This window comes from Pseudomonas sp. Irchel 3A18 (assembly GCF_900187465.1).
Taxonomy (GTDB): domain Bacteria; phylum Pseudomonadota; class Gammaproteobacteria; order Pseudomonadales; family Pseudomonadaceae; genus Aquipseudomonas; species Aquipseudomonas cichorii.
This window is the reverse complement of record NZ_FYDI01000004.1, coordinates 25,453-47,259: the sequence shown is the minus strand read 5'-3', so window position 1 is coordinate 47,259 and position 21,807 is coordinate 25,453. Positions and strand designations below refer to the sequence as shown.

Below are 21,807 nucleotides of genomic sequence, written 5' to 3'. Positions count from 1 at the left end.
TTGGTGTGTTTTTCGATATGAGTTCTGCTCTGTCCATCCGGCAGCTAACCAAAACCTACGGCAACGGTTTCCAGGCCCTGAGTGGTATTGATCTGGACGTCGCCGAAGGTGATTTCTTCGCCTTGCTCGGCCCCAACGGTGCCGGCAAATCCACAACCATCGGGATTATCTCGACCCTGGTCAACAAGACCAGTGGCACCGTGAATATCTTCGGTCATGACCTGGATCGCGAGCCTGCCGCACTCAAGCGTTCCATCGGCGTGGTGCCTCAGGAATTCAACTTCAACCAGTTTGAAAAGACCTTCGATATCGTCGTGACCCAGGCCGGTTATTACGGCATCCCGATGAAAGTTGCCAAGGAGCGTGCCGAGCAGTACCTGACTCAGTTGGGGCTGTGGGACAAGCGTGACGTGCCTTCGCGTTCGTTGTCCGGTGGCATGAAACGTCGCCTGATGATTGCCCGTGCGCTGATCCACGAGCCGCGCCTGTTGATCCTCGATGAGCCGACGGCGGGTGTGGATATCGAACTGCGTCGTTCGATGTGGACCTTTCTCACCGAGCTGAACCAGAAAGGCATCACCATCATCCTCACCACTCACTACCTGGAAGAGGCTGAACAGCTGTGCCGCAACATCGGCATCATCGACCATGGTGTGATCGTGCAGAACATGGGTATGAAGCAGTTGCTCAACACGTTGACTGTCGAGACTTTTGTGCTGGACCTGAAGAATGCCTACCAGACTGCGCCGCAACTGATCGGTTATCCCTGCAAGCTGCTGGACAGCCACACTCTGGAAGTTCAGGTGGACAAGAGCGTTGGTATCACTGCCTTGTTCAGCCAACTGGCCCTGCAGAATATTGAAGTGCTGAGCCTGCGTAACAAATCCAACCGTCTCGAGGAACTGTTTGTGTCTCTGGTGGAAAAAAATCTGGCGAAGGTGGCTCTATGACCGGCCAGAACGGTGAATTCCGTCCCAACATGGTTGCCCTGAACACCATCGTCTATCGCGAAGTCCGACGCTTCATGCGGATCTGGCCACAGACCTTGCTGCCGCCAGCGATCACCATGGTTTTGTACTTCGTGATCTTTGGTAACCTGATCGGCCGGCAGATCGGCGATATGGGCGGCTTCACGTACATGCAGTACATCGTGCCCGGCCTGATCATGATGTCGGTGATCACCAACTCCTATGGCAACGTGGTATCGAGCTTCTTTGGTGCCAAGTTCCAGCACTCCATCGAAGAACTGATGGTTTCGCCGGTTTCCCCGCATACCATTCTGGTGGGTTACACCCTGGGTGGCGTATTGCGCGGCCTGATGGTCGGCCTGATCGTGACATTGCTGTCGATGTTCTTCACCGACCTGCAGGTGCATCACCTGGGCGTGACGGTTATCGTGGTGGTACTGACGGCGACCATTTTCTCGCTGCTGGGCTTCATCAACGCAGTCTTTGCACGTAACTTCGACGATATCTCGATTATCCCGACATTCGTGCTGACGCCTTTGACCTACCTGGGCGGCGTGTTCTACTCCATCAGCCTGCTGCCGCCGTTCTGGCAGACCGTCTCGCTGGCCAACCCGGTCCTGCATATGGTCAATGCCTTCCGCTACGGGATCCTGGGGGTTTCCGATATCCGGATCAGCATTGCCCTGGCCTTTATGATCGTGGCGACCTTTGTGCTGTATATCGGCTGCGTACGCTTGCTGGTGAGCGGGCGCGGGATGCGGCAGTAACCTTTTTTCACATGTGTATTTTCTCTGTGGGAGCGGATTCATTCGCGAACAAATCCGCTCCTATGCACATTGGGTGCCGCTAAAGAACAAAACCGGTAACACTCCATCCCGCCCATTTTTGTCTGTTGCGCTCATCCTTGAGGCCTTACCGCTTTGAGGGATGTTCATGCGCACAGGGATGATCGCGCTTGCTCTGGGTCTGTTGGCCCTGCGTTTTTTGCCCACGTTGCCTCCGCTATGGCTATTGCTGCTGATGCCGGTTGTCGCGTTGATGCTGTTGCCGTTTCGCACTTATCCACTGGCACTTTTTCTGTTTGGACTCACCTGGGCCTGCGTGTCGGCGCAGTCGGCGCTGGACGATCGTCTGTTGCCGCGCCTCGACGGGCAGACCTTGTGGCTGCAAGGCAAGGTGGTCGGTTTGCCAAGTGCTGCCGAAGGCGTGGTGCGTTTCGAGCTGGAGGATGCAACATCACGGCGGGCCAGGTTGCCGCAACTGATTCGTGTGGCCTGGTATGGCGGCCCCGAAGTGCGAAGCGGCGAGCACTGGAAACTGGCCGTCAAGCTCAAGCGGCCGGCCGGGCTGGTCAATCCCGATGCGTTCGATTACCAGGCCTGGTTGTTGGCCCAACGCATTGGCGCTACCGGCACGGTGGTGGACGGGCAGTTGCTGACGCCCGCTCGTGCTGCATGGCGTGACGGGATTCGACAACGCTTGCTGGCGGTCGAGGCCCATGGCCGTGAAGGCGGGCTGGCGGCACTGGTGCTGGGCGATGGCTCGGGCCTCTCGACTTCCGACTGGCAAGTGTTGCAGGACACCGGCACCGTGCACTTGCTGGTGATATCCGGCCAGCACATCGGTCTGTTGGCCGGTGTGGTCTATTTGCTGGTCGCGGGGCTGGCTCGCCGGGGATTATGGCCGCGCTTTCTGCCCTGGCTGCCGTGGGCCTGCGGTCTGGCATTCGGGGCTGCGCTGGGATATGGCCTGCTGGCCGGGTTCGATGTGCCTGTACGTCGGGCCTGTGTGATGGTTGCAATGGTGCTGCTCTGGCGTTTGCGCTTTCGGCATCTCGGGCTGCTGTTGCCACTGCTGATGTCGCTCAATCTGGTCCTGATCTTCGAGCCTCTGGTGAGTTTGCAACCGGGCTTCTGGCTGTCGTTTTCGGCGGTGGCGATTCTGATCCTGATCTTTGGTGGGCGTCTCGGGGCCTGGGGCTGGTGGCAGAGCTGGACGCGGGCTCAATGGTTGATCGCCATTGGTCTTCTGCCGATGCTGCTGGCCTTGAACCTGCCGGTCAGCATCAGTGGTCCGCTGGCCAATCTGCTGGCGGTGCCCTGGGTCAGCCTGATCGTATTGCCTCCTGCATTGCTCGGAACGCTCCTGTTGCCCATCCCCGTGATTGGCGAAGGTCTGCTCTGGCTGGCCGGTGCTGGGCTGGAAGGCTTGTTCGTTGTTCTGGGCTGGATTGCCGATATCCGGCCTGCCTGGCTGCCAAGCACAGTGCCAGTCTGGGCCTGGGCCATGAGCCTGCTGGGCGCTCTGCTTCTATTGATGCCCCATGGCATGCCCATGCGTCTGCTGGGTTGGCCGCTGTTATTGCTGTGCGTTTTCCCGCCGCTCAAACCGGTGCCTCATGGGCAGGTCGACGTGCTGCAACTGGATGTCGGGCAAGGGTTGGCGATTCTCTTGCGCACCCGTCATCACACGCTGCTGTATGACGCCGGGCCGCGTTTCGGGGAGTTCGATATCGGCCAGCGGGTGGTACTGCCTGCCATTCGCAAGGCTGGCGTGCGCACGCTGGACCTGATGGTGCTCAGCCATGCCGATTCCGATCATGCGGGCGGCGCGCTTGCGGTCCATCGGGCGATGCCGGTTCTGCGGGTCCTGGGCGGTGAGCTGGCAAGGCTCGATCCTCGACTCGATGCCCAACTGTGTCGCAACGATGAAACCTGGGAGTGGGATGGTGTGCGTTTTGCGACCTGGCGTTGGGCGCAGGCCGAGGAGGGCAATCAGTCGTCCTGCATGTTGAGTGTCGAGGCCAATGATGAGCGACTGCTGCTGACCGGGGATATCGATGTGCAGGCCGAGCAGGCTGCGCTGAACAGTGATTTCGATCTGCGCGCCCACTGGTTGCAGGCGCCCCATCATGGCAGCCGGACCTCTTCCTCCAAGCTGTTCCTGCGCGCCGTGGCGCCGGTGGGCGTGCTGATTTCCCGTGGACGCAACAATGCCTTCGGCCATCCTCATCCACTGGTGATGGCACGTTATCGGTGGCACGGGATCAAGAGCTACGACAGCGCCGAACTGGGTGCTGTCGGGCTGCAACTGGGGACTTTCGGCCAACCCCGGGCAGAGCGGGGCGAGCAGCGCTTCTGGCGTGACTGAATGTGCGGATGTTCATCTCGGGCTTCGGACAGCCGCCGAGCCTATGTTAGAGTGGCGCCAATTTTTCAGGGAGTGGTCATTGTGTGGGAACTGGTCAAATCTGGCGGCTGGATGATGTTGCCGATCATTTTGAGTTCCATCGCCGCTGCCGGCATCATCATTGAGCGTCTATGGACCTTGCGTGCCAGCCGCATAACGCCGCCGCACCTGCTGGGGCAGGTCTGGCAATGGATTCAGGAAAAGAAACTCGACAGCGAAAAGCTCAAGCTGCTGCGCACCGACTCGCCACTGGGTGAAATACTTGCGGCGGGGCTGGCCAACTCCAAGCATGGTCGCGAGATCATGAAAGAGTGCATCGAAGAAGCCGCCGCACGGGTCATCCATGATCTGGAGCGCTACCTCAGCGCCCTGGGTTCCATCGCCGCCATGGCTCCCCTGTTGGGTCTGCTGGGTACGGTGCTGGGCATGATCGATATCTTTGGTTCGTTCAACAGCTCGGGTGCCACGGCCAATGCCGGTGCGCTGGCGGGCGGTATTTCCAAGGCGCTGATCTGTACGGCATCTGGCCTGATCGTCGCGATTCCGGCGATTTTCTTCCATCGCTTCCTGCAAAGCCGTGTCGATGAGCTGGTGGTCGGTATGGAGCAACAGGCCATTCGTCTGGTGGAAGTGGTGCAGGGCGATCGTGATGTCGATCTGGTGGATGCGCCGGTCGATCTGAAATCCCTGGCCCGCACCGGGGGCAAGAAGAAGTGAAATTTCGCCGTCGCAAGCCACGGGAGACCATCGACATCAACCTCGTGTCGTTGATCGACGTGGTGTTTATCCTGCTGCTGTTTTTCATTGTCACCACGACATTCACCCGTGAAACCCAGCTGCGCGTGGATCTGCCACAGGCGGTGACCGGCACTCCGGATACCGAGGCCAACCTCAAGCATCTGGACATCGCCATCAATGCCGACGGTCTGTTTTCCCTGAACAACCAGTTGCTGCCGAAAAACGATCTGGCGACCCTGATCGAAGCACTGCAACGCGAGTCGGCAGGCGACACCAGCCTGCCGCTGTCGATCAGTGCCGATGGCAAGACTCCCCACCAATCGGTCATTACGGCCATGGACGCCGCGGGCAAGCTGGGTTTCAGCCATCTGCGCATGACCACGGTCGAGGCCAACCAGGCTAACTGATGGCACTTACCGATCGTTTGCTTGACGCCTGGTACAAAGGCCATCCGGCGCTTGCGCTGTTGCGTCCCCTTGAAAGTCTTTACCGGCGTGTCGTGAACGGCAAGCGTGAGCGTTTCCTGGCCGGTGAGGGCGAGATCTACCGGGCACTGGTGCCGGTCGTGGTAGTGGGCAACATTACCGTGGGCGGCACTGGCAAGACGCCGCTGATCCTGTGGATGATCGAACACTGCCGCAGTCGCGGGCTGCGGGTTGGTGTGGTCAGCCGTGGCTACGGTGCCAAGCCGCCGAGTCTGCCTTGGCGGGTCTTGCCAGAGCAGAGCGCCGACGAGGCGGGCGACGAACCGCTGTTGATCGTGCAGCGTTGCGGCGTGCCGCTGATGATCGACCCTGATCGCAGCCGTGCCGTGCGCGCCTTGCTGGCTGCCGAACCGCTGGATCTGATCCTCAGCGATGACGGTTTGCAGCACTATCGTCTGGCCCGTGATCTTGAGCTGGTGCTGATCGATGCAGCGCGTGGGCTGGGCAACCGTCGCTGCCTGCCCGCTGGGCCCTTGCGCGAGCCGGTTGAACGACTCAACAGTATCGATGCCTTGCTCTACAACGGTGCTCTTGAAGATCGCGACGATGGTTATGGCTTTGTGCTCAAGCCTTCGGCCCTGATCAACCTGCGCAGCGGCGAGCGTCAGCCAGTGGATTATTTTCCGCCCGGTCAGGCATTGCATGCCGTGGCCGGTATCGGTAACCCGCAACGTTTCTTCAATACCCTCGAAGGATTACACTGGCGGCCCGTACCCCACGCTTTTGCCGACCATGCGGTTTACAGCGCTCAGACGCTCACTTTCACGCCATCGCTGCCCGTGGTCATGACCGAGAAGGATGCCGTGAAATGCCGGGCCTTCGCCGCCGATGACTGGTGGTATCTGGCAGTGGATGCGGTGCCGGGCGCTGCTTTCGTCAACTGGTTCGATGAGCAACTGACACGTCTTTTTCCCTAATTGCTTCAGGAGTCTCCATGGACACCAAACTGCTCGATATCCTCGCTTGCCCGATCAGCAAGGGACCGCTGAAGCTCAGCGCCGACAAGACCGAACTGATCAGCAAAGGCGCAGGCCTTGCCTACCCGATTCGTGATGGCATCCCGGTGATGCTGGAAACCGAAGCGCGCACCCTGACGGCCGAAGAGCGCCTGGATAAATGACAACGGCTTTCACGGTGGTCATCCCGGCACGTTTCGGCTCCAGCCGCTTTCCCGGCAAACCCCTGAAAACCATTGCGGGCAAGCCGATGATCCAGCATGTCTGGGAACAGGCCTGCAAAAGCAGTGCTGAACGTGTCGTGGTGGCCACCGATGACGGACGTATTTTTGAAGCCTGTCAGGCATTCGGTGCTCAAGTCCTGATGACACGTGACGATCACAACTCCGGTACCGACCGTCTGGCCGAAGTGGCCGAGCAGTTGGGGCTGGCGGCTGATGCCATTGTGGTCAATGTCCAGGGTGACGAGCCGATGATCCCGCCTGCGGTCATCGATCAGGTAGCGGCCAATCTTGCGGCGCACCCTGAAGCGGGGATTTCGACCCTGGCCGAGCCCGTGGACGATGTCGCTGCACTGTTCAATCCGAATGTGGTCAAGGTGGTCGCAGATGTAAACGGCCTGGCCCTGACGTTCAGCAGGGCGCCATTGCCCTGGGCGCGTGATGCTCTGGCCAGCAGCCGGGAGGTATTGCCTGAAGGTGTGCCTTATCGCCGACATATCGGCATCTATGCCTACCGTGCCGGTTTCCTGCATGACTTCGTCAGTTGGGGGCCGTGCTGGCTGGAAAACACCGAAAGCCTGGAGCAGTTGCGAGCGCTCTGGAATGGCGTGCGCATTCATGTGGCCGATGCCGTGGAAACGCCGCCTGCCGGTGTCGATACGCCAGAAGACCTGGAGCGTGTAAGGCGCTTGCTGGAGATTTGATGTCAGTCTGTCTTGTTCAATCGAAGGTAACCCCATGACCTTGCAGGTGCAGTCCGGGGTTTCCCTCAAACCCTTCAATACCTTTGGCGTTGATGTACAGGCGCAACTCTTCGCCGAGGCCCGTGACGATCAGGAAGTACGTCAGGCCCTGGCCTACAGCGCCGGGCATGATGTGCCTCTGCTGGTGATTGGCGGTGGCAGCAACCTGTTGCTGACCGACGACGTCCGGGCGCTGGTGCTGCGTATGGCCAGTCGCGGGATTCGCGTCATCAAGGAAGATTGCGCTCAGGGCATTATCGAAGCGGAGGCGGGCGAGCCCTGGCATCCATTCGTGCAGTCATGCCTGCAACTGGGTTTTTCTGGCCTGGAAAACCTGAGCCTGATTCCCGGTACGGTGGGTGCTGCCCCGATGCAGAACATCGGTGCCTATGGCGTCGAGATCAAGGATGTTTTCCATAGCCTGACGGCGCTGGATCGCCAGAGCGGCGAGTTGTGCGAGTTTTCCCTGGAAGACTGCCGGTTCGGTTACCGCGACAGCGTATTCAAGCAACAGCCTGATCGCTGGCTGATTCTGCGGGTGCGCTTTACCTTGCAGCGTGCGCCTTCCCTGCATCTGGAGTACGGGCCGGTTCGCCAGCGCCTGGACGATATGGGGATCAAGGAGCCGACTCCTTTTGATGTCAGTCGTGCCATCTGTGAGATCCGCAGTGAAAAACTGCCTGATCCTGCGGTGCTGGGTAATGCCGGTAGTTTCTTCAAGAACCCGCTCGTGACGGCCGGGCAGAGCGAAGCCATCAAGCGCAACTATCCGGGCGTGGTGGGTTATCCCCAGGCCGATGGTCGCGTGAAACTGGCGGCTGGCTGGTTGATCGAGCAGGCTGGCTGGAAGGGGTTTCGTGAAGGTGATGCTGGCGTGCATGCGCTTCAGTCGCTGGTGCTGGTCAATCATGGACAGGCCACAGGGCTGCAATTGCTGAGCCTTGCCCGTCGCATTCAGGCGGACATTGTCGAGCGTTTTGGCGTGGAGCTGGAGATGGAGCCCAATCTGTATTGAGGCTGTGCTTCCGCAAGAGCGTGCTGCGCTGAAGCGGCAGATACAAAAAAGCCCTACCTGCTCACACAGGTAGGGCTTTTTCATGGGAGAGGATCAGACGAGCGGTTTAGGCTCGGTCTTTTCCTCGGCTTGAGGCTGTTGCTGTGCAGCAACGGCTTCTTCAGCCTTTTCTTCGGTTGCCGCCTGGGCAGGTGCAGCAGCCTGTTCGGCTTCCTGGCGACGACGCTCTTCTTCCTCGCGCTTGCGGCGACGAACTTCGCGTGGATCGTTCGGTGCGCGACCATTGCTGCTGACCGGCAGGGCTGGAGTTTCAGCGACTACGGCAGGAGCAGGCTCTGCTTGCTGTGCCGGTTCTGGCTCCACGGCCTGTGGTGCTGCATAAGGAGCGGGCTCCTCCTGAACAAGCACAGGCTCGGCGGCTGGTGCAGGCACTGGCAGCTCGGCGGATTCGGTCGCGGGTACTTCTGCCGGAGCAGGCGCTTCTACCGCAACTTCCGGGGTCGGCTCTGGTGTCGGCGTGAACGGCACGACATTTTCAGCCTTTGGCGCTTCAAACAGTTCAGCCTGGGCCGCACGTACCGGGGCTTCGACTGCTGCTGGTTGCACTTCGACTTCTGGCGCGGCTTCGGCTTTTACAGCAGTTTCGGCAACAGGTGCTTCAACGGCCGGGGCCTCTACCACCTGAGCTTCGACTGGCTGGGCTTCTGCAGCAGGTGCTTCGACAACAGGCGCCGGTGTTTCTTCGGCAGTTGTCTCAGCAGGTGTTTCAGTTGCTGCGTTGGCAATTTCTGCCTGGCGGTTGGCTTGCGCCTCGGCCGGAGCACTGATTACGCCAGCAGCGACCGCAGCAGTCACGACCTGATCAGCATCGTCATTGCCTTCGTTTTCTTCGGAGCCTTCGATCACATTGCCGTTTGCGTCACGCTGACGCTCACGACGGTTGCTGCGACGGCGCTGACCGCGGGAGCGACGACGAGGGCGTTCGCCTTCGCTGCCTTCCTGGTTGTCTTCGCTGGCCAGTTCTTCGTTGTTCAGCAACTCTTCTTCGCTGACCGCTGTTGCGGCCTGCTCTTCGCGTGGCTGACGCTCTTCACGAGGCTGACGTGGCTGGCGTTCTTCACGTGGAGCGCGCTCAGGGCGTTCTTCACGGGCGGCTGCTGGCGCTGCATCCAGAGGTTCACGCAGTTCGCGTACAGGGCGGTCTTCACGTGCTTCGCGTGGCTTGCGCTCGCGAGGTGCGCGTTCTTCGCGTGGTGCGCGAGCCGGACGCTCTTCGCGTGGAGCCGAATCGTCACGGACTTCACGAGGTTCGCGTGGAGCGCGTTCTTCACGAGGGGCACGCTCTTCGCGTGGGGCGCGCTCGGCACGCTCTTCACGTGGCGCACGTTCTTCACGCGGCTTGCGCTCTTCGTCACGACGGTTGCTGCGGCCACGGCTCTGTTGACGACCGTTGCGACGCTCTTCGTTGCGGGCAGGGCGCTCGGCGGCCGGTTTTTCCACGACAACCGGTGCAGCAGGCTCTTCCTTGGTCGCGAACAGGCTCACCAGGGATTTCACCAGGCCCTTGAACAGGCTTGGCTCGTGAGCGACAGGTGTTGCAACCGGAGCGGCAGCCTGGGCTGGAACCGGTGCGTTGGCGCGGGCTGGTGCAGTCTTGACCGCCGCTTCCTGGCGAACCAGGGTGCGGGTGGCAGCAGCTTGTGGTGCAACATCTTCCACTTCGGCAGCGGCAGCGGCGATTTCGTAGCTGGTCTGGTTGTTGTGGGCTTCCGGGCTGTCATCGCGCAAACGCTGGACTTCGAAGTGCGGCGTTTCCAGATGATCGTTCGGCAGGATGATGATGCGGGCGCGAGTGCGCAGCTCGATCTTGGTGATCGAGTTGCGTTTTTCGTTGAGCAGGAATGCGGCGACCGGGATCGGCACCTGGGCGCGTACTTCGGCAGTACGGTCTTTCAGGGCTTCTTCTTCGATCAGGCGCAGGATAGCCAGCGACAGGGACTCGACGTCACGGATGATGCCGGTACCGTTGCAACGCGGGCAGACGATGCCGCTGCTTTCACCCAGGGAAGGGCGCAGGCGCTGACGGGACATTTCCAGCAGACCGAAGCGCGAGATGCGACCGACCTGAACGCGGGCGCGGTCGGCTTCCAGGCTTTCGCGGACTTTCTCTTCCACGGCGCGCTGGTTCTTGGCAGGGGTCATGTCGATGAAGTCGATGACGATCAGGCCGCCGATGTCGCGCAGGCGCAACTGACGGGCGATTTCTTCGGCTGCTTCGAGGTTGGTCTGCAGGGCGGTTTCTTCGATGTCGCTGCCTTTGGTGGCGCGCGCCGAGTTGATGTCGATGGACACCAGGGCTTCGGTCGGGTCGATGACGATGGAGCCGCCGGAAGGCAGTTCGACAACGCGCTGGAAGGCAGTTTCGATCTGGCTTTCGATCTGGAAGCGGTTGAACAGCGGAACGCTGTCTTCATACAGCTTGATCTTGCTGGCGTACTGCGGCATCACCTGGCGGATGAAGGTCAGGGCTTCTTCCTGGGCTTCGATGCTGTCGATCAGGACTTCACCGATGTCCTGGCGCAGGTAGTCGCGGATGGCGCGGATGATGACGTTGCTTTCCTGGTAGATCAGGAATGGCGCGGCACGATCCAGGGACGCTTCCTTGATGGCGGTCCAGAGTTGCAGCAGGTAGTCGAGGTCCCACTGCATTTCTTCGCTGCTGCGGCCGAGGCCGGCAGTGCGAACGATCAGGCCCATGTCGGCCGGTGCGATCAAACCATTGAGGGCTTCACGCAGTTCGTTGCGCTCTTCGCCTTCGATGCGGCGCGAAATGCCACCGGCACGCGGGTTGTTGGGCATCAGGACCAGATAACGGCCAGCCAGGCTGATGAAGGTGGTCAGGGCGGCGCCCTTGTTGCCACGCTCTTCCTTTTCGACCTGGACGATGACTTCCTGGCCTTCGCTCAGGACGTCCTTGATGTTCACTCGGCCTTCAGGAGACTTCTTGAAGTATTCGCGGGAGATTTCCTTGAGGGGCAGGAAGCCGTGGCGCTCAGAGCCGAAATCGACAAAGGCAGCCTCCAGGCTTGGCTCGATGCGGGTGATCCGGCCTTTATAGATATTGGCCTTTTTCTGCTCGCGTGCACCGGACTCGATGTCCAGGTCGTAGAGGCGCTGGCCGTCTACCAGAGCAACACGCAACTCTTCGGGTTGAGTTGCGTTAATCAGCATTCTTTTCATGTAGTACCGTCGGTTTCCGGGCTGCCGGAAACGGCGTTCGGCACACACGACTTCTCACGGTCGGTGTCAGGGCGCGTCAAGAGTGTGTGGACACTCCATTGTCTAGCGATGTTCTCGATAAGGAATCGAAGAGTCGCGACGACGTTTCCTGTTTGCTGGGGTGACAAAAGGCACCCTTTACAGCAAAAACTTTGTCAGGAGGAGGAATCGACCATCGGTAGCGGACGAGATGAAGCGTCTAGAACAAGCCTTGTGCTACACAGTCCGATGGTTGTGCATCTCCACCCTACACGTATCCCTGATAATTCGGGTGCTGCCGTGCGCAGAATCCGCAGCGGGTTGGCATTTACCGCGAGCTTCTATGGGAAGTTCGCGCATCATTGCTTGAGGCGTTGTTCCCGAAACATTCGCTCGTAGCGTCTGGAAGCGACTGCACTTTGTGAACTGGCCGTGAATTGTGCGCGCGGAAGGCGAGTGGTTGCTCTGCGATCTGGCGTGTTTCAGGCCTCATGTCACCTGCGCTCGTTACGTTTCCAGCGTGCTCCGTTGTCACCGAACGCCTCGTAGGACGGCCTCCCGTCCTCGTGAATTGCGTTGGTCAGGGCCGGTTGTCAACCGTTTGTCCGCTGTCCGGCCGCTTTTGGCGGCGTTCGCGACTATAGCAGCAATCATTAAGTGCTTCAAATCCATAAAAAATTGTTATGATTTGCCGCATGACGAATATTGCCCCCCCAACCCCCGGCGTTCAGCTGGTAGAGGTTGCCCCGGAACTTGCCGGTCAACGCATCGATAACTTTCTGATCACTTATCTCAAGGGTGTGCCCAAGACCTTGATTTACCGCATTTTGCGCAAAGGCGAAGTGCGTGTGAACAAGGGGCGGATCAAGCCCGAGTACAAGTTGCAGGCGGGCGACATCGTGCGCGTTCCGCCTGTGCGTGTGCCTGAGCGTGATGAGCCGGTACCGGTTGCACAAGGTCTTTTGCAGCGCCTCGAGGCAGCCATTGTCTACGAAGACAAGGCCCTGATCGTGCTCAACAAGCCGGCCGGCATTGCCGTGCATGGCGGCAGCGGCCTGAGTTTCGGTGTCATCGAAGCCTTTCGCCAGTTGCGACCCGATGCCAAGGAGCTGGAGCTTGTGCACAGGCTGGACCGCGACACTTCCGGTCTGCTGATGATCGCCAAGAAGCGCAGCATGTTGCGCCACCTGCATGCCGCCCTGCGCGGCGACGGTGTCGACAAACGCTACATGGCGCTGGTTCGTGGGCACTGGGCGACCGCCCAGAAGCAGGTCAATGCGCCACTGCTCAAAAGCAACCTGCGTTCCGGTGAGCGCATGGTCGAGGTCAATGACGAAGGCAAGGAGGCCCTGACGATTTTCAAGGTCCTGCGCCGTTTCGGTGACTTTGCAACCATGGTCGAGGCCAAGCCTGTCACGGGGCGTACCCACCAGATTCGTGTTCACACATTGCATGCCGGGCATTCGATTGCCGGCGATACCAAGTATGGCGATGAAGATTTCAGTCGCGAGATTCGCGACCTGGGCGGCAAGCGCCTGTTCCTGCATGCCTATATGCTGACCGTGCCATTGCCCGATGGTGGCGAACTGAAGTTGCAAGCCCCGGTCGATGAGATGTGGGCCAAGACCGTGGAGCGTTTGAGTGCGTCGTGATTATGATCTGCTGATTTTCGATTGGGACGGTACGTTGGCCGATTCGGTCGGTCGTATCGTCCAGGCCATGCGTACAGCGGCAGAGCAGGGTGGGATGGAGGTCCGTGACGATCCGGCGATCAAGGGCATTATCGGCCTTGGCTTGCCGGAAGCGATTCGCACGCTGTACCCGCATATCACGCCGAGCGATCTGCTCGAGTTTCGCCAGCGCTATGCCGACAGCTACATGGAAATGGACAGGGTGCCGTCGCCTCTGTTTGAGGGCGTGCGCGAGTCCATCGAGGTCTTTCGCGAGGAGGGCTATCGGATTGCCGTTGCCACGGGCAAGGCGCGTCGCGGTCTTGATCGGGTCCTGAAGTCCAACGACTGGCTGGATTACTTCGATATCACCCGGGCTGCCGATGAAACCGCCAGCAAGCCGGACCCGTTGATGTTGCATGAGATCATGGCTCATTGTGGCGTGGGGCCGGAACGTTCGCTGATGGTGGGTGATTCGTCCTTCGATCTGCTGATGGCGCGCAACGCTGGCATGGATTCGGTGGCAGTCGGTTATGGCGCTCAGTCCATGGCTTCGCTGCGCGAATTTCAGCCGCGTCTGTCCATTGAGAGTTTTCCTGAGTTGCGCACCTGGTTGAGTGGGCGTGGCGTTTAGTCTTTGCGGTTGGAGTGAGTGAGATATGTCTGACGAATGGAAAGCGCCTGCCTCGCAAAAAGCGGATGACGCCGCTGGCAAGGAAGATGCAAAAAGCTGGAAGCTGCTGGAAAAGACGCTGCTGGCGGGTGTTCAGGAGCAGCGTCGAGCGCGCCGCTGGGGCATCTTCTTCAAGTTTCTGACCTTTGCCTATCTGTTCACCATGTTGCTGCTGTTCACGCCGCTCATGGATATGGAAAAGAGCGCTTCGCGTGGGGCAAGTCACACCGCGTTGATCGAAGTGCAGGGCATGATTGCGGACAAGGAATCGGCCAGTGCCGACAATATTGTCGGCAGTCTGCGCACCGCTTTCGAGGATGCGAAGACCAAGGGCGTGATCCTGCGTATCAATAGCCCTGGCGGCAGCCCTGTTCAGTCGGGCTATGTCTACGATGAAATCCGTCGCCTGCGTGCCGAGAAGCCGAATATCAAGGTGTATGCGGTCATTACCGATCTGGGCGCTTCGGGTGCCTATTACATTGCCAGTGCCGCTGACCAGATTTACGCCGACAAGGCCAGTCTGGTGGGCTCCATTGGTGTGACGGCAGCCGGTTTCGGTTTTGTCGGGATCATGGAAAAGCTGGGTGTGGATCGTCGGACCTATACCTCGGGCGAGCACAAGGCATTTCTTGACCCGTTCCAGCCGCAGAAGGCTGACGAAACGCAGTTCTGGCAGAGCGTGCTGGATACGACGCATCGTCAGTTCATCGCCAGCGTCAAGCAGGGGCGTGGTGATCGCCTGAAGGACAAGGAGCATCCCGAGTTGTTCTCGGGGCTGGTCTGGACTGGCGAGCAGGCTCTGGCGCTGGGTCTGATCGACGGCCTGGGCAGTTCGAGCTATGTGGCGCGTGAAGTGATTGGTGAGAAAGAGATCGTCGACTACACCATTCAGGGGTCGCCTTTTGACCGGTTCTCCAAGAAGCTGGGCGCCAGTATCGCGGAGCGGATTGCAATGTGGGCCGGTTTCAACGGGCCGACGTTGCGCTGATCCCTGATGTGCCAGACAGCCCGACCAATGGTCGGGTTGTCTGTTTCTGGTATCAGGGAATGCTCACGCCTTCATTTATAAGCATGTCCACCAGACGAATCAGTGGCAGGCCGATCAGGCTGGTGGCGTCGCTGCCTTCGGTGCTGCGAAACAGGCTCACCCCAAGCCCTTCGGCCTTGAAGCTGCCTGCGCAGTCGAAAGGTTGTTCGGCGTGCAGATAGCGCTCGATGCTGGTCTGGTCCAGGTTGCGCATGTGGACGCTGAATGGCACGTAGTCGATCTGGCAGTGGCCGGTTCTGCTATTGAGCAGGGCCAGGCCTGTGAGAAAGGTGACGGTGGTGCCGCTGGCGGCTGACAGTTGTTCCAGGGCGCGCTCGAAGGTGTGAGGCTTGCCCAGAATCTGGTCGCCGAGTACGGCAACCTGGTCGGAGCCGATGATCAGGTGGTCCTGATATTCGCTGGCCAGTGCCTGTGCCTTTTTCCGGGCGAGACGCTGTACAAGGTCGATTGCGCTCTCTTCGGGATGACGGCTTTCGTCGATATCCGGTGATTTGCAGGCGAATGGCAGGCGCAGGCGACCCAGCAGTTCGCGACGATAAGGGGAGCTGGAGGCGAGAAGCAGGGATGGCATACGGTTCTCCTTGGGCTGAGTGCCAATTCTAATGAGAGGCCTGAGTTGCGAACAGGCCTGAATTTCCTTTGACATGCCAAGGGGGCATCCCTAGAATGCTGCGCCTATGTTGAATGACCCGATTCCACCTCACGTTGACCCGCGCAAATTGGCTGATCGTGGCACTACCCTTCAAGGTGAAGTGCTTCTGGCCGATTTGGAGAGACTCTGCGACCCGCTTTCCGACAATGTCGGTACGGTGCAGGCTAAATTCGTTTTTGAGCGTGACGAGCGCCGGTCTGTGGTTATCCACAGTTCCATCGACGTCTCGGTCAAGATGGTTTGCCAGCGTTGTCTTGAGCTGGTCACCCTGCCGATCCACAGCGAGTGCAGTTACGCTGTGGTGAAGGAGGGTGCGAATACCCAGTCGTTACCGAAAGGTTATGACGTGCTGGAACTGGGCGAAGATCCATTGGATCTGCTGGCATTGATCGAGGAGGAGCTTTTGCTCGCCTTGCCGATTGTGCCTGCTCATCATCCGGAAGAATGCCAGCAACCGGCGGGTCTCGATGAGCCCGAACCGAGCGTGGACGAGGTAACGCGGTCCAACCCGTTCAGTGTATTGGCGCAGTTAAAGCGTGACCCAAACGTTTAGGAGTTAATCATTATGGCTGTTCAGCAGAACAAAAAATCCCGCTCTGCCCGTGACATGCGTCGTTCGCACGACGCTCTTGAGGCAAGCACTCTGTCCGTAGAAAAGACCACTGGTGAAGTTCACCTGCGTCACCACGTATCGCCAGAAGGCGTATACCGTGGCCGTAAAGTGATCGACAAGGGCGCTGACGAGTAATTTCTTGTCCGCTCCGATCATTGCGATCGACGCAATGGGCGGGGACTTCGGTCCCCGCAACATTGTTCAGGCAAGCCTCGCGTGTCTGACTGCTACGCCCTCGCTTCATCTGGCCCTTGTCGGCCAAGCTCCCTTGATTGAAGAACTGATCGCCCGCCATTCCGGTGTGGATCGCTCGCGCCTGCATATTGTTCATGCAAGTGAAGTGGTCACCATGGATGAGCGTCCGTCCCAGGCATTGCGTGGCAAGCCTGATTCCTCGATGCGCGTGGCGCTCGGGCTTGTGGCTGACGGTCAGGCTCAGGCCTGTGTCAGTGCGGGCAATACCGGTGCATTGATGGCGCTGTCGCGTCTTGTGCTCAAGACCTTGCCGGGTATCGACAGGCCGGCAATGGTCGCCGCCATTCCCACGCGCAGCGGCTATTGTCAGTTACTGGACCTTGGGGCCAACGTCGATTGTTCGGCTGAGGCTCTTTATCAGTTCGCAGTCATGGGGGCAGTCACGGCGGAGGCGCTCGGGGTTGCAAGCCCCAGGGTTGCCTTGCTCAATGTCGGCACCGAGGACATCAAGGGCAATCAGCAGGTGAAGCAGGCTGCCGTCTTGTTGCAGGCAGCCAGAGGGATCAACTACATCGGTTTCGTCGAGGGCGATGGCCTGTATCGCGGCGAGGCGGATGTGGTGGTCTGTGACGGCTTTGTCGGCAATGTGCTGCTCAAGTCCAGCGAAGGGCTGGCGACCATGATTGTGGCGCGAATGGATGAGCTGTTCAGGCGCAGCCTGATGGCCAAGGCGGTCGGGGTTCTGGCGATGCCTTTATTGAAGCGTCTGCAGGCCGAGCTTGCGCCTGCAAGGCACAACGGCGCAAGCCTGCTGGGTTTGCAGGGCATTGTGGTCAAGAGTCATGGTTCGGCGAGCGCCCAGGGGTTCGAGAGTGCGATCCAGCGGGCGCTGATCGAGGTTCGGGAAAACCTGCCGCAACGCCTGCGCGGGCGGCTTGAAGTGTTACTGCAAAGTAGTGATTCCTGAAAATGTGACGCAATTGACTGGCCAGTCATCCAAACGTGCAGTCATGCAAATTTGAATTCCTGCGTTCGGCATGCCCGGACGCCTATTTTTCGGCGACAACAATTCAGGGGCCTGTTACATGTCTGCATCCCTCGCATTCGTCTTTCCGGGTCAAGGATCGCAATCGCTCGGCATGCTCGCCGAGCAGGGCGCACAGCATCCGTTGATCCTCGACACTTTTGAACAGGCATCCGATGCCCTGGGCTATGACCTCTGGGCGCTGACCCAGCAAGGTCCGGTCGAGTCGCTTAACCAGACCGACAAGACCCAGCCTGCCATCCTGACGGCGTCCATTGCCCTGTGGCATGTGTGGCTGGCCGAAGGTGGTGCGGTTCCGGCGTTCGTGGCCGGTCACAGCCTGGGCGAATACAGTGCACTGGTTGCTGCCCAGAGCCTCAGTCTTGCCGATGCGGTCAAGCTGGTGGAGCGTCGCGGTCAACTGATGCAGGAAGCGGTTCCGGCCGGTCAGGGCGGCATGGCTGCCATCCTGGGGCTGGACGATGCCGATGTTATCGCGGCTTGCGCCGAAGCTGCGCAGGGCGAAGTGGTCAGCGCCGTGAATTTCAACTCGCCGGGCCAGGTCGTCATTGCCGGTGCCGCCGAGGCGGTGAAGCGCGCAATGGAGCTGTGCAAGGCCCGTGGCGCAAAACGTGCATTGCCTTTGCCGGTCAGCGTTCCTTCCCACTGTGAGCTGATGCGTCCGGCGGCCGAGCGCTTTGCCGAGTCCATCGAGGCTATCGAGTGGCAAGCGCCTGTCATCTCTCTGGTGCAGAATGTCAGCGCCGCTGCCGTGAACGATCTGGCTACGCTCAAGCGTGATCTGCTGGAGCAGTTGTACAAGCCGGTACGCTGGGTGGAATCCATCCAGAGCCTGGCGAACCATGGTGCGACCCAGTTGGTGGAATGTGGGCCGGGCAAGGTGTTGGCTGGTCTGAACAAGCGTTGCGCCGAAGGCGTGATTACCTACAACCTGGATACCCCGGACGCCTTTGCCGCCGCTCGTGCGGCACTGGCCTGATTAGGAGAAGCTTGCATGAGCCTGCAAGGTAAAGTTGCACTGGTGACTGGTGCCAGTCGTGGAATTGGTCAAGCCATTGCCCTGGAATTGGGCCGCAATGGTGCAGTCGTTGTGGGTACCGCGACCTCTGAGTCCGGTGCCGAGCGCATCTCTGCTACATTCAAGGAAAACGGCATCGAAGGCTTCGGCCTGGCGCTGGATGTGTGCAATGCCGAGTCCGTGGATTCGGTGCTGTCCACCATTCAGGAGCGTGTCGGTGCGCCGCTGATTCTGGTGAACAATGCCGGTATTACCCGGGACAACCTGATGATGCGCATGAAAGATGACGAATGGCATGATGTAGTAAACACCAACCTGAACAGTCTGTTCCGCCTGTCCAAGGGCGTATTGCGTGGCATGACCAAGGCTCGTTGGGGTCGTATCATCAGCATTGGTTCGGTTGTCGGTGCCATGGGCAACGCAGGTCAAGTAAACTACGCATCTGCCAAGGCCGGTCTGGAAGGTTTCAGCCGTGCACTGGCTCGTGAAGTCGGTTCCCGTGCCGTGACCGTTAACTCGGTGGCACCAGGCTTCATCGATACGGACATGACGCGCGAGCTGCCTGAAGCTCAGCGTCAATCCCTGATCACTCAGATCCCTCTGGGGCGTCTGGGTCAGGCTGAAGAGATTGCACATGTTGTCGCTTTTCTTGCGTCGGAAGGCGCAGGCTACGTTACCGGGGCTACAATCCCGGTCAACGGCGGGATGTACATGAGCTAAGAGTGGATGTTCGTTTCAAAAAGTGTCATGCGAGCTGTCTAAAATCCGTTGTAAAACTGCAATCTACAAATAGGCAATTGGCGGGTGAGGTTCGGTGGAGGAGCGTGAAGCTTGAAATCATCAAAACCTCTTCTATACACTTACCCTCTGGCCAGATGCCTGAATATTTTCACTAGGAGTTAAAACTAGGTATGAGCACCATCGAAGAGCGCGTCAAGAAAATCGTTGCCGAGCAACTTGGCGTCAAGGAAGAAGAAGTCGTTAACACCGCTTCCTTTGTTGAAGACCTGGGTGCTGACTCCCTGGACACCGTTGAGCTGGTAATGGCTCTGGAAGAGGAATTCGAGACCGAAATCCCTGACGAAGAAGCGGAAAAGATCACCACCGTTCAAGCTGCTATCGATTACGTCAACAGCCACCAGGCTTAAGACTTTGTAATCGTTGTTGCTGTGATGTGAAAACCGCACTGCTCTTACCGGCGTGCGGTTTTTTCTTTGAAAAAGCGATGTTTTGTCAACAATAGAGAAGGAGAGTCCTGTGTCGCGTAGACGCGTCGTGGTCACCGGGATGGGCATGCTTTCGCCATTGGGCAATGATGTGCCCAGCAGTTGGCAAGGGATTCTGGCGGGCCGTAGTGGCATCGGCCTTATCGAGCACACTGACCTTTCGGCCTTCACCACCCGCTTCGGTGGTTCGGTCAAAGGCTTCAATGTCGAAGAATACCTGGCGCCGAAGGAAGCGCGTCGGCTCGATCTCTTTATTCAATACGGCCTGGCAGCCAGCTTTCAGGCTGTGCGCAATGCAGGTCTTGAGGTCACTGATGCCAACCGCGAGCGTATTGGCGTTGCCATGGGGTCGGGTATCGGTGGTCTGACCAACATCGAAAACAGCAGTCGTCTGCTGCACGAGCAGGGGCCTGGGCGGATTTCTCCGTTTTTTGTGCCGGGCTCGATCATCAATATGATTTCCGGGTTCCTGTCCATCCATTTGGGGGCACAGGGTCCTAACTACTCCATCGCCACGGCGTGTACCACCGGTACTCACTGCATTGGCATGGCTGCGCGCAATATCGCCTATGGCGAAGCTGACGTCATGATCGCCGGTGGCGCCGAAATGGCAGCCTGTGGTCTGGGCATGGGCGGCTTCGGTGCGGCGCGTGCGTTGTCTACCCGCAACGATGACCCGGCACGTGCCAGTCGTCCGTGGGACAAGGGGCGCGACGGTTTCGTGCTCTCCGATGGCGCAGGTGCTCTGGTACTCGAAGAGCTCGAACACGCGAAGGCGCGTGGTGCGACCATCTATGCCGAGCTGGTTGGCTTTGGCATGAGCGGTGATGCCTATCACATGACTTCGCCACCCGAGGACGGTGCCGGTGCGGCCCGTTGCATCGCCAATGCGCTGCGCGATGCGAAGCTCAATGTCGAGCAGGTCCAGTACATCAATGCTCACGGCACTTCGACGCCAGCGGGCGACCTGGCTGAAGCGTCGGCGGTCAAGTCGGTATTCGGCGATCACGCCTACAAGCTGGCAGTCAGCTCCACCAAGTCCATGACCGGTCACCTGCTGGGTGCCGCTGGTGCGGTCGAGGCGATTTTCAGTGTCCTGGCGATTGCCGATCAGGTTGCGCCACCGACCATCAACCTGGATGAGCCGGACGAAGGCTGTGATCTGGACTTCGTGCCTCATGAGGCGCGTCGCATGCCGATCGATGTTGCCGTCTCCAACTCCTTCGGGTTTGGCGGTACCAATGGCTCGCTGGTGTTCCGTCGGTTCAGCGAGTGATGCTCGCCTGGGTTGACGGTTGCCCCGAAGATTCTCTGTCCCTCAGGGACAGAGGTCTGGCTTATGGCGATGGAGTGTTTGAAACCATCGCCGTCAGCAAGGGCCAGCCGTTGCTGTTCGAGCGGCATCTGCAGCGCCTTGAAACATCCTGTGACCGTTTGGCCATCCCTGTCGATCAGGTGCTGCTTCGTACTGAAATGACCCGCTTCGCTGCGCAACTGGGCGACGGCGTCATGAAACTGATCCTGACCCGCGGCGACAGCCAGCGCGGTTACGCGCCAGCCCCCGATACCCAGTCGCGACGCATTCTGCAGGGCTCTGCGGCTCCCGCGTACCCATCGGCCCATGCCGGGCAGGGCGTACGTCTTTTTCCGTGCAAGACCCGTCTGGCTGAGCAGCCGTTGCTGGCCGGCCTCAAGCATCTGAACCGCCTGGAGCAAGTGCTGGCCCGCTCCGAGTGGCAGGACAGCGAATATGCCGAAGGTCTGATGTGCGATACCTCCGGCCGCGTGATCGAAGGCGTCTACAGCAATCTGTTTCTGGTTCGCGATGGTGTCCTGCTGACGGCTGACCTGAGTCGTTGCGGTGTAGCGGGCGTGATGCGTGCCGAGTTGCTGGATCAGGCACGAAATCAGGGTATTGCTGTCGATATCCGTGACCTGCACTTGTCCGACCTTGAACAGGCGGATGAGCTGTTTCTGTGCAATAGCGTTTATGGCGTGTGGCCGGTGCGTGGCTTTTCAAGGCTGAACTGGCCGGTTGGTCCGCTCACCCGTAAACTGCAAGATATTGCTCGAGCACTTCTGGATAACTGATTC

Annotated in this window: 22 protein-coding genes; 20 read left to right on the top strand and 2 right to left on the bottom strand. The window is 59.4% G+C overall.

Translation table 11 applies throughout. The features are described from left to right. Positions 1-17: 17 nt before the first annotated feature. The 9 genes from CKW23_RS08555 (at position 18) to murB (ending at position 8,315) form a co-directional block, all read left to right on the top strand. Complete coding sequence (locus tag CKW23_RS08555) at positions 18-950, top strand: ABC transporter ATP-binding protein (RefSeq protein ID WP_095067416.1); 933 nt, start codon at positions 18-20, stop codon at positions 948-950. After that, on the top strand, positions 947-1,735 hold the full coding sequence (locus CKW23_RS08550) for an ABC transporter permease (RefSeq protein ID WP_095067415.1): 789 nt from the start codon (positions 947-949) through the stop codon (positions 1,733-1,735). Before CKW23_RS08555 ends, CKW23_RS08550 begins: the two co-directional genes overlap by 4 nt. A 166-nt stretch (positions 1,736-1,901) precedes the next feature. Then, positions 1,902-4,118: a DNA internalization-related competence protein ComEC/Rec2 gene (locus CKW23_RS08545; RefSeq protein ID WP_095067554.1), complete on the top strand. Its 2,217-nt coding sequence runs from the start codon at positions 1,902-1,904 to the stop codon at positions 4,116-4,118. An 81-nt stretch (positions 4,119-4,199) separates the two neighbouring features. Next, the gene (locus CKW23_RS08540) at positions 4,200-4,874 is read left to right on the top strand and encodes a MotA/TolQ/ExbB proton channel family protein (protein WP_095067414.1); all 675 of its coding nucleotides are present in this window, start codon (positions 4,200-4,202) and stop codon (positions 4,872-4,874) included. Beyond that, positions 4,871-5,302, top strand: a complete 432-nt coding sequence (locus CKW23_RS08535; protein WP_095067413.1) for a biopolymer transporter ExbD — start codon at positions 4,871-4,873, stop codon at positions 5,300-5,302. Before CKW23_RS08540 ends, CKW23_RS08535 begins: the two co-directional genes overlap by 4 nt. Next, positions 5,302-6,297 (top strand): tetraacyldisaccharide 4'-kinase, encoded by a 996-nt coding sequence (gene lpxK / locus CKW23_RS08530; RefSeq protein ID WP_095067412.1) that lies wholly within the window; start codon positions 5,302-5,304, stop codon positions 6,295-6,297. Before CKW23_RS08535 ends, lpxK begins: the two co-directional genes overlap by 1 nt. 17 nt (positions 6,298-6,314) lie before the next feature. Continuing rightward, a complete protein-coding gene (locus tag CKW23_RS08525) occupies positions 6,315-6,500 on the top strand; it encodes a Trm112 family protein (protein ID WP_095067411.1) in 186 nt (61 codons plus the stop codon). Then, positions 6,497-7,261: a 3-deoxy-manno-octulosonate cytidylyltransferase gene (kdsB, locus tag CKW23_RS08520; RefSeq protein WP_025261019.1), complete on the top strand. Its 765-nt coding sequence runs from the start codon at positions 6,497-6,499 to the stop codon at positions 7,259-7,261. The genes CKW23_RS08525 and kdsB overlap by 4 nt, the downstream gene beginning before the upstream one ends. Positions 7,262-7,295: 34 nt before the next feature. After that, on the top strand, positions 7,296-8,315 hold the full coding sequence (gene murB / locus CKW23_RS08515; RefSeq protein ID WP_095067410.1) for a UDP-N-acetylmuramate dehydrogenase: 1,020 nt from the start codon (positions 7,296-7,298) through the stop codon (positions 8,313-8,315). Positions 8,316-8,408: 93 nt separating this feature from the next. On the opposite strand, the gene rne is transcribed toward murB, so the two are convergent. Further along, entirely contained in the window at positions 8,409-11,546 is a 3,138-nt protein-coding gene (gene rne, locus CKW23_RS08510) for a ribonuclease E (RefSeq protein WP_183143737.1), read from the bottom strand. Positions 11,547-12,268: 722 nt separating this feature from the next. Between rne and rluC the strand changes: the two genes are divergently transcribed. From rluC to sppA, 3 genes are read left to right on the top strand one after another with little or no spacing between them, the layout of a single operon-like run. Further along, complete coding sequence (gene rluC, locus CKW23_RS08505; RefSeq protein WP_025261016.1) at positions 12,269-13,225, top strand: 23S rRNA pseudouridine(955/2504/2580) synthase RluC; 957 nt, start codon at positions 12,269-12,271, stop codon at positions 13,223-13,225. Next, positions 13,215-13,877, top strand: a complete 663-nt coding sequence (locus tag CKW23_RS08500; RefSeq protein ID WP_095067408.1) for an HAD-IA family hydrolase — start codon at positions 13,215-13,217, stop codon at positions 13,875-13,877. Before rluC ends, CKW23_RS08500 begins: the two co-directional genes overlap by 11 nt. A 25-nt stretch (positions 13,878-13,902) precedes the next feature. After that, a complete protein-coding gene (gene sppA, locus CKW23_RS08495; RefSeq protein WP_095067407.1) occupies positions 13,903-14,904 on the top strand; it encodes a signal peptide peptidase SppA in 1,002 nt (333 codons plus the stop codon). A 52-nt stretch (positions 14,905-14,956) separates the two neighbouring features. Here sppA and CKW23_RS08490 read toward each other — a convergent pair whose 3' ends face one another. Continuing rightward, entirely contained in the window at positions 14,957-15,535 is a 579-nt protein-coding gene (locus CKW23_RS08490; RefSeq protein ID WP_177434631.1) for a nucleoside triphosphate pyrophosphatase, read from the bottom strand. Positions 15,536-15,641: 106 nt separating this feature from the next. Between CKW23_RS08490 and CKW23_RS08485 the strand changes: the two genes are divergently transcribed. The 8 genes from CKW23_RS08485 (at position 15,642) to pabC (ending at position 21,804) form a co-directional block, all read left to right on the top strand. Next, complete coding sequence (locus CKW23_RS08485; protein WP_095067405.1) at positions 15,642-16,169, top strand: YceD family protein; 528 nt, start codon at positions 15,642-15,644, stop codon at positions 16,167-16,169. Positions 16,170-16,181: 12 nt separating this feature from the next. Continuing rightward, positions 16,182-16,364: a 50S ribosomal protein L32 gene (rpmF, locus tag CKW23_RS08480; RefSeq protein WP_003179396.1), complete on the top strand. Its 183-nt coding sequence runs from the start codon at positions 16,182-16,184 to the stop codon at positions 16,362-16,364. 4 nt (positions 16,365-16,368) lie between these two features. Then, positions 16,369-17,391, top strand: a complete 1,023-nt coding sequence (plsX, locus tag CKW23_RS08475) for a phosphate acyltransferase PlsX (RefSeq protein ID WP_095067404.1) — start codon at positions 16,369-16,371, stop codon at positions 17,389-17,391. A gap of 118 nt (positions 17,392-17,509) precedes the next feature. Next, a complete protein-coding gene (gene fabD, locus CKW23_RS08470; protein ID WP_095067403.1) occupies positions 17,510-18,448 on the top strand; it encodes an ACP S-malonyltransferase in 939 nt (312 codons plus the stop codon). A 15-nt stretch (positions 18,449-18,463) separates the two neighbouring features. After that, the gene (fabG, locus tag CKW23_RS08465; RefSeq protein ID WP_025261009.1) at positions 18,464-19,207 is read left to right on the top strand and encodes a 3-oxoacyl-ACP reductase FabG; all 744 of its coding nucleotides are present in this window, start codon (positions 18,464-18,466) and stop codon (positions 19,205-19,207) included. A gap of 191 nt (positions 19,208-19,398) precedes the next feature. Continuing rightward, entirely contained in the window at positions 19,399-19,635 is a 237-nt protein-coding gene (gene acpP, locus CKW23_RS08460) for an acyl carrier protein (protein ID WP_004884578.1), read from the top strand. A 109-nt stretch (positions 19,636-19,744) separates the two neighbouring features. Further along, on the top strand, positions 19,745-20,989 hold the full coding sequence (gene fabF / locus CKW23_RS08455; RefSeq protein ID WP_095067402.1) for a beta-ketoacyl-ACP synthase II: 1,245 nt from the start codon (positions 19,745-19,747) through the stop codon (positions 20,987-20,989). Further along, complete coding sequence (gene pabC / locus CKW23_RS08450) at positions 20,989-21,804, top strand: aminodeoxychorismate lyase (RefSeq protein WP_025261006.1); 816 nt, start codon at positions 20,989-20,991, stop codon at positions 21,802-21,804. The genes fabF and pabC overlap by 1 nt, the downstream gene beginning before the upstream one ends. Positions 21,805-21,807 lie beyond the last annotated feature (3 nt).